This is a genomic window from Kitasatospora sp. MAA19, assembly GCF_029894125.1.
Lineage (GTDB): Bacteria > Actinomycetota > Actinomycetes > Streptomycetales > Streptomycetaceae > Kitasatospora.
The window spans coordinates 389,577-402,265 of the sequence record NZ_JARXYZ010000004.1; the positions used below are offsets into that span (position 1 = coordinate 389,577).

General features: G+C 73.9%; 12 protein-coding genes and 1 pseudogene. 3 read left to right on the forward strand and 10 right to left on the reverse strand.

Annotation, left to right across the window (positions count from 1 at the left end; translation table 11 throughout):
* Positions 1-266: 266 nt before the first annotated feature.
* The 5 genes from P3T27_RS09670 to P3T27_RS09690 all read right to left on the reverse strand — a co-directional run bounded on the left by P3T27_RS09670 (position 267) and on the right by P3T27_RS09690 (position 6,453).
* A complete protein-coding gene (locus P3T27_RS09670; RefSeq protein ID WP_280676426.1) occupies positions 267-3,017 on the reverse strand; it encodes a SpoIIE family protein phosphatase in 2,751 nt (916 codons plus the stop codon).
* A gap of 245 nt (positions 3,018-3,262) precedes the next feature.
* Complete coding sequence (locus P3T27_RS09675; RefSeq protein ID WP_280676427.1) at positions 3,263-3,703, reverse strand: NUDIX domain-containing protein; 441 nt, start codon at positions 3,701-3,703, stop codon at positions 3,263-3,265.
* Between the two features lie 26 nt (positions 3,704-3,729).
* The gene (locus P3T27_RS09680) at positions 3,730-3,927 is read right to left on the reverse strand and encodes an SPOR domain-containing protein (protein WP_280676428.1); all 198 of its coding nucleotides are present in this window, start codon (positions 3,925-3,927) and stop codon (positions 3,730-3,732) included.
* A gap of 160 nt (positions 3,928-4,087) precedes the next feature.
* Positions 4,088-5,443 (reverse strand): DUF4190 domain-containing protein, encoded by a 1,356-nt coding sequence (locus P3T27_RS09685; RefSeq protein WP_280676429.1) that lies wholly within the window; start codon positions 5,441-5,443, stop codon positions 4,088-4,090.
* Between the two features lie 194 nt (positions 5,444-5,637).
* Entirely contained in the window at positions 5,638-6,453 is an 816-nt protein-coding gene (locus P3T27_RS09690; protein WP_280676430.1) for a methyltransferase domain-containing protein, read from the reverse strand.
* A gap of 157 nt (positions 6,454-6,610) precedes the next feature.
* Here P3T27_RS09690 and P3T27_RS09695 point away from each other — a divergent pair.
* Both P3T27_RS09695 and P3T27_RS09700 read left to right on the forward strand, forming a co-directional pair.
* A pseudogene (locus tag P3T27_RS09695) lies at positions 6,611-7,740 on the forward strand (dihydrofolate reductase family protein).
* Between the two features lie 73 nt (positions 7,741-7,813).
* Positions 7,814-8,479, forward strand: coding sequence for an HAD-IA family hydrolase (locus P3T27_RS09700; protein ID WP_280676432.1), 666 nt, complete (start codon positions 7,814-7,816; stop codon positions 8,477-8,479).
* 304 nt (positions 8,480-8,783) lie between these two features.
* Here P3T27_RS09700 and P3T27_RS09705 read toward each other — a convergent pair whose 3' ends face one another.
* From P3T27_RS09705 to P3T27_RS09720, 4 genes are all read right to left on the reverse strand, one after another.
* Positions 8,784-9,038, reverse strand: a complete 255-nt coding sequence (locus P3T27_RS09705; protein ID WP_280676434.1) for a Txe/YoeB family addiction module toxin — start codon at positions 9,036-9,038, stop codon at positions 8,784-8,786.
* Positions 9,035-9,316: a type II toxin-antitoxin system prevent-host-death family antitoxin gene (locus tag P3T27_RS09710; RefSeq protein ID WP_280676436.1), complete on the reverse strand. Its 282-nt coding sequence runs from the start codon at positions 9,314-9,316 to the stop codon at positions 9,035-9,037. The genes P3T27_RS09705 and P3T27_RS09710 overlap by 4 nt, the downstream gene beginning before the upstream one ends.
* Positions 9,317-9,512: 196 nt before the next feature.
* The gene (ychF, locus tag P3T27_RS09715) at positions 9,513-10,586 is read right to left on the reverse strand and encodes a redox-regulated ATPase YchF (RefSeq protein ID WP_280676438.1); all 1,074 of its coding nucleotides are present in this window, start codon (positions 10,584-10,586) and stop codon (positions 9,513-9,515) included.
* A 75-nt stretch (positions 10,587-10,661) separates the two neighbouring features.
* Positions 10,662-11,054, reverse strand: a complete 393-nt coding sequence (locus P3T27_RS09720) for a VOC family protein (RefSeq protein WP_280676440.1) — start codon at positions 11,052-11,054, stop codon at positions 10,662-10,664.
* Between the two features lie 161 nt (positions 11,055-11,215).
* Here P3T27_RS09720 and P3T27_RS09725 point away from each other — a divergent pair, with 161 nt between their 5' ends.
* A complete protein-coding gene (locus tag P3T27_RS09725) occupies positions 11,216-11,842 on the forward strand; it encodes a DUF6542 domain-containing protein (RefSeq protein WP_280676442.1) in 627 nt (208 codons plus the stop codon).
* Positions 11,843-11,864: 22 nt separating this feature from the next.
* Here the strand turns inward: P3T27_RS09725 and ppgK are convergent, their stop codons facing one another.
* A complete protein-coding gene (gene ppgK / locus P3T27_RS09730; RefSeq protein ID WP_280676443.1) occupies positions 11,865-12,611 on the reverse strand; it encodes a polyphosphate--glucose phosphotransferase in 747 nt (248 codons plus the stop codon).
* Between the last annotated feature and the right edge of the window lie 78 nt (positions 12,612-12,689).

Here is a 12,689-nt window from a genome sequence, read left to right on the forward strand (position 1 = left end):
CATTCCGCGCCGGGGTGCTGTTCAACGGACCGACCCCTCCAACCCGCGACCGTCCGGATGTCGAGAAGACCGAGTATTCATCATCGAGGGGTACGTTCACACGCCCTCAACATCACAACATCAGATCGGGCGAAGGTTTTTGTCCTACCGCCCGCGCAACCACAATGCCACGCTCGCGCCCCCTTCCGGAGCGCGCGCTCCCCCTGACCGCCTGCTGGCATGTGCAGCCCCGTCCCCCTCGCCTCCCGTCCAGCTCATGCGCCCGCTCACAGTTCGTCGGGCTCATTACCCGGCAACGCCTGCTCGAACCAGACCACCTTGCCGATGCCCTCGGCCCGGGCGCCCCAGCGCAGCGCCAGGCGGCGGACCAGTTCCAGGCCCCGGCCGCCCTCGTCGGCCTCGGCCGCGTGCCGCTCCCGGGGCGGGTCGGGCAGCGGGTCGGAGATCTCGACCAGCAGCGTCTCACCGAGCGTCAGCCGGACGCCGATGGGGGCGCTCGCGTACCGGACGGCGTTCGTGACCAGCTCGCTGACCAGCAGCTCGGCGGTGTCGGTGAGCTCCTCGATGTTCCACTCGGCGAGCGTGGAGCGGACCAGCCGGCGGGCCCGGGACACGGCGGTGGGCTCGGCCGGCAGGGTCCAGCCGGCCGTCGGGGTGCCGGCCTGGCCGTGGCCGAGCCGGGCCAGCAGCAGTGCGACGTCGTCCGGCTCGCGGCCCTGCTCCATGGTGTCGAGCACGGCCTCGCAGGCGGCCTGGATGGAGGCGTGCGGGTCCTGCAGCACGGTGACCAGCCGGCCGAGGCCGACGTCGAGGTCCTTGTCCCGGGACTCGACCAGTCCGTCGGTGCAGAGCGCGAGCAGGCTCCCCTCGGGGATCTTCAGTTCGACGGACTCGAACGGGACGCCGCCGACGCCCAGCGGGGCGCCCGAGGGCAGGTCGAGGATCCGGCCGACGCCGCCGGGCAGCGGGCCGCCGGTCCGGGTCGGCTCCCCGTCCTCCCCGCCCGGCACCACCAGGACCGGCGGGATGTGCCCGGCCTTGGCGACGGTCAGCTTGGCCGTCCCCGGGTCGAACACCGCGTAGACGCAGGTGGCGAGCAGCGCCTCGTCCGGCCCCTGGGCCAGGTCGTCGGCCAGCTCGTGGACGTGCCGCAGCAGGACGTCCGGCGGCAGGTCGAGGGCGGCCAGCACCCGGACGGCGGTGCGCAGCCGTCCCATGGTGGCGGCGGCCCGCAGACCGTGGCCCATCACGTCGCCGACCACCAGCGCGGTGCGGTCGCCGGGCAGTGGGATGACGTCGAACCAGTCGCCGCCGACCTCGGTGCCGCTGCTGCCGGGCACGTACCGGTAGGCGACCTCGACGCCGGTTGGCTGCGGGACCTGCTGCGGGAGCAGGGTGCGCTGGAGGGTGAGCGCGGCGGTGCGCTCGCGGGCGTAGAGGCGGGCGTTGTCCAGCGAGCTGCCGGCCCGGTCGGCCAGCTCGACGGTGAAGGCCAGGTCGTCCCGGTCGAAGCCCTCCCGGTAGCCGGCCCGGCTGACCAGCAGCAGCCCGATCACGATGCCGCGGGCGCGCAGCGGGACGACCAGCATGGAGTGCACGCCCAGGTCGTGGGCGGCCTGCATCTTCGGGTCGCCGGAGTACGTCACGTCGTCGAGCTGGTCGGCGCCGGAGAGCAGCTCGGGGACGCCGGTGCGCAGCACCCGGCCGCAGGCGGAGTCCTCGGCGAAGGTGATCCGGGCGCCGCGGCGGAGCATCACCTCGACCTCGGGGCCGTCCTGGACGGAGGCGGTGCCGAGCTGGAGCAGCGAGGTGCGGCGGTCGTGGCCGTGCCGGGGCAGGTCGTCGCCGTGCGCGACGGCCTGCAGCAGGATCACCGCGGAGTGGTCGGTGAGCCGGGGGACGACGGAGCTGGCGAGTTCCTGGGCGATCCGGGACGCGTCGAGCAGGTCGCCGACCCGGGAGCCGAACTCGTTGAGCAGCGAGAGCCGGCGCCGGGCGTGCTCGACCTTGGCGACGGCCCGGTAGCGCTCGGTCACGTCCATCACGGTGCCGGAGATGCCGAGCACCCGGCCGGAGCGGTCGGTCATCCGGCTGTAGGAGATCGAGCGGTAGCCGGAGCGGGCGGTGACCGGGGAGGCGAGGGTGACGTCGATGACCGGCTCGCCGGTGGCCAGCACCTGGCGCTGGATGGCGGTGATCTCGTCGGCGGCCCGCTCGGGCAGGGTCTCGCCGGTGGTCCGGCCGACGTGGTCCGCCAGGGCGACACCGTTCATCTCGGCCAGGGTCTGGTTGACGGCGGTGTAGCGCAGGTCGGTGTCCATGATAGCGATGCCCAGCGGGGACTGCTCGAACAGCGCGTCGCGGACGGCGAGGTCGCGCTCAACGGCCCGGACGGCGGCCGCCTCGGCCATGTTGACCTGCAGGAACGGGGTGCCGTCGCCGTCCACCAGGAGGGAGACCCGGGCGTCCACCGCGACCGGCACGCCGTTCCGGTCGCGCAGTTCGGCGTTGCCCGCCCAGCGGCCGTGGCGCAGGGTGTCCTGGATCGCGGCCCGGATCCGGGCGACCTGCTCCTGGTCGGGGATCAGGTCGTCGATCCGGCGGCCGACCAGCAGCTCGTTCGGCCAGCCGAGCAGTTCCTCGGCGGCCGGGCTCCAGAGCACCACCCGGCCTGCGGTGTCCAGGATCGCGATGGCGACCTTCAGCAGGTCGAGCAGGCTGCCCTCGGGCGGCGCGCCGAGGCCGTGCGCGGCGTCGGACGGCCCGCCGGGGAACGGCCGGGCCGGACGGCTGCGCAGGCCGGGCGGGGCGCCCGGGTCCGGGGCGGCCGGGGTCGGCGCCGGCGGGGCGGGCCGCGGGGCGTCGGCGGTGTCCCGGCGGCGGCCGACCGGCTGCGGGGCGGCCGAGGACTGCGGGGCGGCCGGGTGGGCGCCACGGCGCAGCCGGGCGCGCGCGGCTGCGCCGCCCGCGGCACCTGTCCGCCGTGCTCTCCCGCCGCCGTTCCCGGTACTCGACACCGACGGGGCCTCCGGCTCTGGTCGGGATCGGCGTAGCCGGCTGGGACGGCTCACCGATGGTGACGAATAGTGCCGAAACGCGACATACCCAGCAGGACCCAGGCTATCCCGGCCGTCAGGTCCTCTTGTCCGATTGACCTACCCCGTACGGTGCGCGTCGCACACCGGCACGCGCGGCCCGATGCGGGCACACGGGGGCTTCGGGCGCTTCGGACGCTTCAGGCACTTGAGGGGCTTCAGGCGCTTCAGGCACCGAGCAACCGCGCGATGTGCGGCAGGACGTCCCGGTCGTGCTCGATCCAGTCGACGCTGTCCAGCTCGGCCGGGCCGAGCCAGCGCAGCTCGTCGTGGTCCTCCAGCGGGCGGGGGTCGCCGGCCAGCAGCTCCGCCGCCCAGAACCGCAGCTCCAGGCCCGGCCGGACGCTCCACACCCCCGGCAGCCGCTCCAGCGCCCGGGCCTGGACGCCCAGCTCCTCCAGCAGCTCCCGCTCCAGCGCCTGCGCCTCGGTCTCACCGGGCTCGGCCTTCCCGCCCGGGAACTCCCAGCGCCCCGCCACGGCCGCAGGCGCGCTGCGCCGGGCGGCGAGCACCCGGCCCCGGTGGATGAGGGCGCCGCCGACGACGATCCGGGGCTCGGCGGGGGTTTCGACGGGGGTCTCGGCGGGGGTCTCGGCGGCCTTGTCCATGGCCCGACCCTATGGCCTCCGCGACCCTAGGACGTCGGCGTGCCCGGCCGTCCGCCGTCGGCACCCGGGCCCTCGCCGGGGTCGGTCTCGACCCAGTACAGCTGCTTGTGGCCGCGGGCCTCGAACTCGGCCGCCAGCCGCTGCGCCTCGGCGCGCTCCAGCCCGGTGGCGACCAGGAAGCGGTTGCCGTTGTCGTCCTGCCGCATCACCCGATAGGCGCTCATGGCGGGGAGCGTATCCCCGGCCTGCGTGGGGGTCGGGCCGGGGATCCGCCCTCGCGACGCTACGCGCGGCTCGCTACCGGCAGGTACGGGCGCGGTTAACGGCGGGTAACCCGGTGCGGAGGCGGGGTGAGCCCGCCGGCGCACCGAAGCCGTCGGCGGATCAGACCTGGAGGTCGGGCACCTGCTCGCCGGTGGAGAGCCCGAGCCCGCGCCGGATCTCGACGCTGAGCGGCACCGTCCTGGTCACCAGTGCCCGGGCCCGCCGGACGTCGCCCTCCAGGTCGGCGCCGGCGGCCGCGGCGTCCCACGCGGCGGCGGCCGTCTCCTGGGCCGCCGCCAGCTTGCCGATCGTCGGCTTGACCTCGGCCGGCCACACCGCCGGCTCCTTGTTCAGCGCCGCGGCCTCCGCGTGAGAGGCGGCGGCCATCCGCCGGGCCCAGTCCCGGTACTCGGACGACGCCTCGGCGAAGCCCTTGCTCGGCTGGCTCCCGTAGGTGTCGTTGAAGCCTCGCACCGCCTCCAGGTACGTCAGCTGGGCGGAGTTCAGGCTGCCCCGGTCGGTGCGGACCGTCCCCCGGTGCTCGGCGTCGCCGTCCTCGAACGCGCAGGTGACGCTCCGGTCGCCGGACCTCCAGTTGCCCCGGGTCGGGTAGAGGTAGACGTCGTCCATGCCGTCCGGGATCGCCCACTGGTCGAGGGCGTAGTCGTCGAGCACCTTGCGGCACAGCTCGGCGGCCAGCTCGCGGACCCTGGCCTCGCCCGGGTAGGACGGACCCTCGCTCGCCGGGATCCGGACGGTGCCGGCCACCTCGCCGTGGTGCGGTACCGAGCACGGCACCCGGCGGACCCAGTACAGCGTCTCGTCGCCGCCCTCGGGGTCGGTCCGGCTGCCGTTCTCGGGGGTGTTGTAGCAGTCCCCGGACTTCAGCGCGGCCCAGGCGACCGAGCCGGCCGGAGCCTTCGGGGGCAGGGCGAGCCGGCCGCTCCCGTCGGGCTCGAAGGTCGATCCGGCCAGCGCGAGGGAGAACAGCAGCGTGCCGACCACGCCGAGGACCAGGCCGGTCACGGCCATCCCGAAGCCGCGCTCCTTGCGGCGGTTGATCTGGACCAGCGCGACGATGCCGAGGACCAGGGCCACCGGCGCCGCCGCGACCAGGCCGGTCACCAGGGCGGCGACGGCGAAGCCGTTGGTGACGGTGGCGGCGGCCGGGGCGTAGAAGCCGGGCTGGAAGCCGGCCTGCACGGCGGGGGGCACCGACGCCCAGCCGCCGGCGGGCAGCGGCGGGGGCGGCGGCTGGGGCGGCGCCAGCGACGGGGTGGGCGCGGACCAGGGGTTGGCGGGTGCGGGTGCGGCGGGTGCGACGGGTGCCGTGGCCTGCTCGACTTGCTCGGCCTGGTCCGCCGGCTCGGCCTCGTGGGCCGGCTTGTGGAGATCGACCGCGGGCGACTCCGGCCCCGGCGCGGGCGGCACGGACGGCACGGACGGCACGGGCGGCGCGGACTCAGGCTTGGACACGTGCACTCCCCCGGCCCGCCGGTACGGGCATCAACTCGGCAGTTCGACTCGTCCGCTCGCCCCTCCAGCAGCGGGCCGGACGGGCCCGAACGGACCCGGTACGAGCGGACGCGCGACTTTACCTGATCTTTCCGAACGCCCGCGCGACCGTTTCGCCCGCCCCCGCCTCGCCGCCGGTCGTCCCCGGCCCCCGGTCAGCCGCGTGCCAGGATCTCGCCGTGCAGCATGGAGAACCAGCCGTCCCCGGCGGCACTCCACTCCTGCCAGCCGGCCGCGATCCGCTCCAGTTCGGCCCGGTCCGCGAAGCCCCGCTCCACCGCCGCCCGGCCGATCGTGGAACCGGTGACCCGGTCCGCCCACATCCCACCCCACCAGGCGCGCTGCTCGGGCGTCGCGTACGTCCAGGTGGTGGCGGTCGCCGCGATGTCGGCGAAGCCCGCCGCCCGCGCCCAGGACAGCAGCCGCCGCCCGGCGTCCGGCTCGCCGCCGTTGGCCCGGGCGATCCGCTCGTACAGCTCCAACCAGCTGTCCAGCGAGGGCACTTCGGGGAACCAGGTCATCGACGCGTAGTCGACGTCCCGCACCGCGACCACGCCGCCCGGCGCCACCACCCGGCGCATCTCGCGCAGCGCGGCCACCGGGTCGGCCACGTGCTGCAGCACCTGATGGGCGTGCACCACGTCGAACTCGCCGTCCGCGTAGGGCAGTCCGTGGACGTCGGCGACCTCGAACACGACGTTCGACAGGCCGCGCCCGGCCACGTACGCGGCGGCCAGCTCCAGCACCTCGGCGGAGGTGTCCACGGCCACCACCCGCCCGCCCGGGCCGACCAGCTCGGCCAGGTCGGCGGTGATCGTGCCGGGCCCGCAGCCGATGTCCAACAGCGCCTGCCCGGACCGCAGTTCGGGCAGCAGGTAGGCGGCCGAGTCGGCGGCCGTCCGGGAGCGGTGCGAGCGCAGTACGGCCTCCTGGTGGCCGTGCGTGTAGACGGCGGACTGCTGTCCGGTCATGGGATCCCCCTGGGGCGTGGTCGGTTTCCGCGACGTCTTCGACGCTACCGGACGTTCCGAATGCCGAGAAGATTCGTCTCACATGTCGACCACCTGCCGGTCGCGCCACCCCCGCCGGCCGTACCGTGGAGGCGCCCCCGACAGAACGGTCCCCGCCATGCCCGGCCAGCGCCCCTTCGTCCTGCTGAGCGCCGCGATGTCCCTCGACGGCCACCTCGACGACGCCTCCCCCGACCGCCTGCTGCTCTCCAACCAGGCCGACTTCGACCGGGTCGACGCGGAGCGCGCGGCCGCCGACGCGATCCTGGTCGGCGGCAACACGCTGCGCGCCGACAACCCGCGCCTGCTGGTCAACGACCCCGCCCGCCGGGCCGCCCGACTCGCGGCCGGCCACACCGAGTACCCACTGAAGGTGACGCTCAGCGCGAGCGGCGCGCTCGACGCGAGCCTGCGCTTCTGGCACACCGGCGGCGCCAAGCTCGCCTACACCACGGACACCGGCGCGGCGGTGCTGCGACCCCGCCTGGACGGGCTGGCCGAGGTGGTCACGCTCGGCGGCGCGGTGGACCCCGGTGCGGTGCTGGACGACCTGGGCGCGCGCGGGGTGCGCCGACTGATGGTCGAGGGCGGCGGCGGCGTGCACACCCAGTTCCTGGCCCAGGGCCTGGCGGACGAGCTCCAGCTGGTGGTCGCCCCGTTGCTGGTCGGCCAGGTCGAGGCGCCGCGGTTCGTCCGGCCCGCCGCGTTCCCGGGCGGCCCGGCCCGGCGGATGCGCCTGCTGGAGGCACGTACGGTGGGCGACGTCGTCCTGCTCAGGTACGCCCCGAAGGAGCCCGCCCCGTGACCACCGACCTCGACCACCTGCGCCGGGCCGTCGAACTCTCCCGCCGCTGCCCGCCGTCCGGGACGGCCTTCTCGGTCGGCGCGGTGATCGTCGGCGCCGACGGCGAGGTGCTGGCGGAGGGCTACAGCCGGGAGGCCGACGCGCACGACCACGCCGAGGAGGCGGCCCTCGGCAAGCTCCCGGCCGGCGACCCGCGACTGCGCGGGGCGACCGTCTACAGCTCGCTGGAACCCTGCGGACAGCGCGCCTCGCGGCCGGTGCCGTGCGCCCGGCTGCTCATCGCGGCGGGTGTGCCACGGGTGGTGGTGGCCTGGCGCGAGCCGGACCTGTTCGTCGCCGACTGCCAGGGCACGGCCCTGCTCGCGGCGGCCGGAGTCGAGGTGGTGGAGCTGCCGGAGCTCGCCGAGGAGGCCCGCGCGGTCAACGCCCACCTGCTCGGCTGATCTTTTGTATCCTTATGGAACAAACGACTCAGCTCTGCGTCGTCCATTCGCCGCGCCCGCGAGGAGCCGCTCCATGCCCGCCACCCCCATCCAGCTGACCACGCGCGCCTTCCTTCTCGACATGGACGGCACCCTGGTCAACTCCGACGCCGTGGTCGAGCGCTGCTGGCACCGCTGGGCCGAGCAGCAGGGCCTCGACCCGGCCGCCGTCCTGGCCGTCGCCCACGGCCGCCAGGGCCACGCGACCATGGCCGCACTGCTGCCCGACCGCCCGGTGGAGCTCAACCTCGCCGACAACGAGCGGATGCTCGCCACCGAGCGCGCCGACACCGACGGCGTCGTCCCCGTCCCCGGCGCCGCCGCCTTCCTCGCCACCCTGGCCGCCCTGCCGCACGCCCTGGTCACCTCCGCCGACCAGCCGCTCGCCCGGGTCCGGATGGCCGCCGCCGACCTGCCGCTGCCGCCCGTCCTGGTGACCGCCGAGTCCGTCGGCGCCAGCAAGCCCGACCCGGAGGGCTTCCTCAAGGGCGCCGCCGCCCTCGGCTTCGCCCCCGCCGACTGCCTCGCCTTCGAGGACTCCGACGCCGGGATCGCGGCCGCCCGGGCAGCCGGCATCCGCGTCATCGGCATCGGCCCCCGCGCCGCCGCCCACCACCCGGACGCCCACACCGACACCCTCGACGGTGTCACCGTGACCGCCGCCCCGGACGGCGTCATCACCGTCACCGTCCACCCGTGACCGGGGCGGCCGCCTGGTCGCCGTCACGCTCAATGCAGGTGGCATCGAGCAGCAACCCCCGGACACCGTCCGGCAGTTGGACGACCAGCACGTCACCCCGCTCCCCGGCCGCCAGGTACCACTCCCCCGGCTCCACCGCAACACGACGGACCCGGCCCCGAAAGGCCAGGCCCGTCCCGCCCGGCACCGGTCACACGTTGCAGCGGAACGTCAATAGCTCTGCCCTGACCTGCGGAAACGTCGATTCCAGCGGCCCAAGTCAGTACAGAGTCAGCACGGTGGGACGACGTTCGGCAGAGGACGATCAGTAGTGATAGCGGGCGGCGAGGATGATGATCTCCTCATCCGTGACCAGGTAGACGAGGCGGTGCTCGTCATCGATCCGCCGTGACCAGGCGCCGGCCAGGTGGTACTTCAGCGGCTCGGGCTTGCCGGTCCCGGCGAAGGGATCACGGCGGGCGTCCTCGATGAGCTTGTTGATCCGGGCGAGCATCTTGCGGTCGCTCTTGAGCCAGGACGCGTAGTCCTCCCAGCCCTGATCCTCGAAGACGAGCCTCACGCGGCGCCCTGCCCCGCATCCGCCGCATCGGGGTCGATCAGCTCGCGCTCGGCGAGGCCGACACGGCCGAGGGCGTTTTCGTACGCCTTGAGCAGGCGGCGGGCATTGGCGGGCGAGCGCAGCAGATAGGAGCCCTCGCGCAGGGCGGCGTAGTCCTCGGCGGATACGAGGACGGCATTCCCGTGCCTGGAGACGATCTCGATGGCCTCGTGGTCGTCATTGACTTTCTTGATGAGCGGGAAGAGATCCTTGCGGGCCTCGCTCGCGGTGATGGACATGGCAGGAAACCCTTCGGGAGTGGTACCGGATAACGTACCACTCACGGCGATGACCGGCGGGGCATTCAGCGCGATGTCGACCCGGAGAAGTCAGCACCAAGTCAGCACGGGAACACGTCAGGGGCCCACACCCGAGAGAGTGGACCCCATTCGACCTGCACAGTTGACAGATCAGCTAACGAAAAGTTAGCCACCCTCACACATTGAAGCGGAACTCCACCACGTCGCCGTCCTGCATGATGTATTCCTTGCCCTCGATGCGGGCCTTGCCCTTGGAGCGGGCCTCGGCGATGGAGCCGGTCTCGACCAGGTCGGCGAAGGAGATCACCTCGGCCTTGATGAAGCCCTTCTGGAAGTCGGTGTGGATGACTCCGGCGGCCTCGGGGGCGGTGGCACCCTTCTTGATGGTCCAGGCGCGGGTCTCCTTGGGGCCTGCGGTGAGGTAGGTCTGCAGGCCCAGGGTGTCGAAGCCGACGCGGGCGAGGGTGGCGAGGCCGGGCTCCTCCTGGCCCATCGACTGGAGCAGCTCCAGGGCCTCGTCGTCGTCGAGCTCGATCAGCTCGGACTCGATCTTGGCGTTGAGGAAGATCGCCTCGGCCGGGGCGACCAGCTCGCGCTGGGCGTTCTTGAAGTCCTCGTCGGCCAGCTCGGCCTCGTCCACGTTGAAGACGTAGAGGAAGGGCTTGGCGGTCAGCAGGTGGAGGTCGCGGATCGGGGTGGTGTCGAAGCCGGCCTCGAAGAGGGTCTTGCCGGTCTCCAGGACCGCCTGCGCGGCCTCGGCGGCGGCCAGCACGGGGGCGGTGTCCTTCTTGAGGCGCGCCTCCTTCTGGAGCCGCGGCAGGACCTTCTCGATGGTCTGCAGGTCGGCCAGGATCAGCTCGGTGTGGATGGTCTCGATGTCGTCCTTGGGCGACACCTTGCCGTCCACGTGCACCACGTCCGGGTCGGTGAAGGCGCGCACGACCTGGCAGATCGCGTCCGACTCGCGGATGTTGGCGAGGAACTTGTTGCCCAGGCCCTCGCCCTCGCTGGCGCCGCGCACGATGCCGGCGATGTCGACGAAGTCGACGGTGGCCGGGAGGATGCGCTGGGAGCCGAAGATCTCGGCGAGCTTGGCCAGCCGCGCGTCCGGGACGCCGACGACGCCGACGTTCGGCTCGATGGTGGCGAACGGGTAGTTGGCCGCCAGCACGTCGTTCTTGGTCAGGGCGTTGAACAGGGTCGACTTGCCGACGTTCGGCAGGCCGACGATTCCGATCGTGAGCGACATGAAGCGCAGTCCCGGGGGCTTGGAGGAGTTGGGTCGGCACCGTGCGGGCCGACCCCCAAGTCTACGGGCAGCGCCTCACGCCTCGGTCGGCGCCGGGAGGGGCTCCAGGAACTCCAGCCGGTTGCCCAGGTTGTCGGCGGCGTGGAAGCGACGGTGGCCGGGCAGGTCGTCGTCCCAGACCACCTCGTGGCCGTGCGCGGTGAGCCGTTCGGCGAGCGCGTCCAGCGAGCCCACCTGGATGCCCGGGTGCCCCTTGCGGGCCGGGCGGAAGTCCGGGGTGACACCGAGGTGCACCTCGACCCCGCCGCCGCGGAACCAGCAGCCGCCGCGGGCGGCGAGCACCGGCGGCTTCTCCAGTTCCGCCATGCCGAGGACACCGGCCCAGAAGGCGCGGCACCGGTCCTCCGCGCCGGCCGGGATGTCGAGCTGGACGTGGTGAAGCCGTTCGAAGCTGAAACCGCTGGTCATCGGGTCCCCCGTAGACGGTCGGATGATCATGGAGCGTCGAATGGGCCGGACAGGTCAGGCCCTTGAGCGACGATCACATCAGTACTCCGCACGGAGACACGGAGCAAGACCTGAACGGTCCATTACACAGTGTGGCGATGATCGGACCGTACGTTGGGCGGGTGGAGCAGAGCATCCGAACCCAGCCGCCAGGGCCCAGACGCCGACCGCCGAACGGCGCGGCCGGGGCCGCCGTCCCCGGGCCCGGCCGGGCTCCCGAGTCCGCCGGAGCCCCCGCCGCCCCGCCCGCCCGACTACGGCCGGCAGCCGGCCCGCCCGCCGCCGACCGCCCGGCCGCCCCCGGGCCGCGGCTTCGGCTGCCGCTGCGCGGGCGGTCCGAGGCCCCGCTGTACGGGCGGCGCCGCACCGGCCGGCCGACCCGGCTGACCGCCGTCGGCACCGGCGTGGTCGCCGTGCTGGCGACGCTCGCGGTGGCGGGCCTGGACCGGCTGCTGTTCGACGGCCTCGGCTGGCTGTTCGGCCTCGGCTACGTCGTGGTCTGCTTCCAGCTGGCCGTCCGGGTGCGCTACGCCGACCTGCTGGCCGCACCGATCAGCGGCCCGATCGCCTTCGCGCTGGCGCTGCTGGTGCTCGCGCCGGCCACCTCCTCGGGCGTCACCGCCCACGTGGTGGCGCTGGCGACCGGGCTGGCACTGCGGGCCGGCTGGCTGTTCTCCGGCACCGGGCTGGCCGCGCTGATCGTGCTCGCCCGGTTCGTGGCCCAGCGCCGGATCCACCGCTCCCGCTGAGCAGCGCCACGGGCGGGCGGCCTCAGCCCGCCGCCCGGGCCGCCGCCATGGCCGCGCCGACGATGCCCGCGTCGTTGCGCAGCTCGGCCGGGACCACCCGCGCCTCGCGCTCGCGCAGCAGCGGCAGGAACTTCTCGTGCTTGCGGCTCACCCCGCCGCCGATCACGATCAGCTGCGGCGAGAACAGCATCTCGACCAGGTCCAGGTACTCGTCGACCCGCTCGCTCCACTGCTCCCAGTCCAGCCCGTGCCGCTCCTTGGCGGCCGAGGAGGCCCGGCGCTCGGCGTCCTTGCCGCGCAGTTCCAGGTGGCCCAGCTCGGTGTTGGGCACCAGCGCGCCGTCCACGAAGAGCGCGCTGCCGATGCCGGTGCCGAAGGTGAGCACCAGCACCACGCCGGGCTGGTCGCGTCCGGCGCCGTGCGCGGTCTCGGCGAGTCCGGCCGCGTCCGCGTCGTTGAGCACGGTCGCGGGCAGGTCCAGCGCCTCGCGGAACAGGCCCGCGGCGTCCAGGCCGATCCAGCCCTTGTCCACGTTGGCCGCGGTTCTGGTCCGGCCGCCGACCACCACACCGGGGAAGGTGAGCCCGACCGGGCCCCGGTGGTCGAAGTGGCGGACCACCTCGCAGACGGCCTCGACCACGGCCTCGGGGGCGGACGGCTGCGGGGTGAGCACCTTGTACCGCTCCTGGGCCGGCGCCCCCCGGCCGAGGTCGACCGGAGCGCCCTTGATGCCCGAACCGCCGATGTCCACGCCGAATACCGCCGTCATCACGACCACCCTCCGCCGAGGCTGCGGACCCTCTTGTCCACAGCCTGTGCACAAAAGTACGAGAGCCCGAACGCGCCC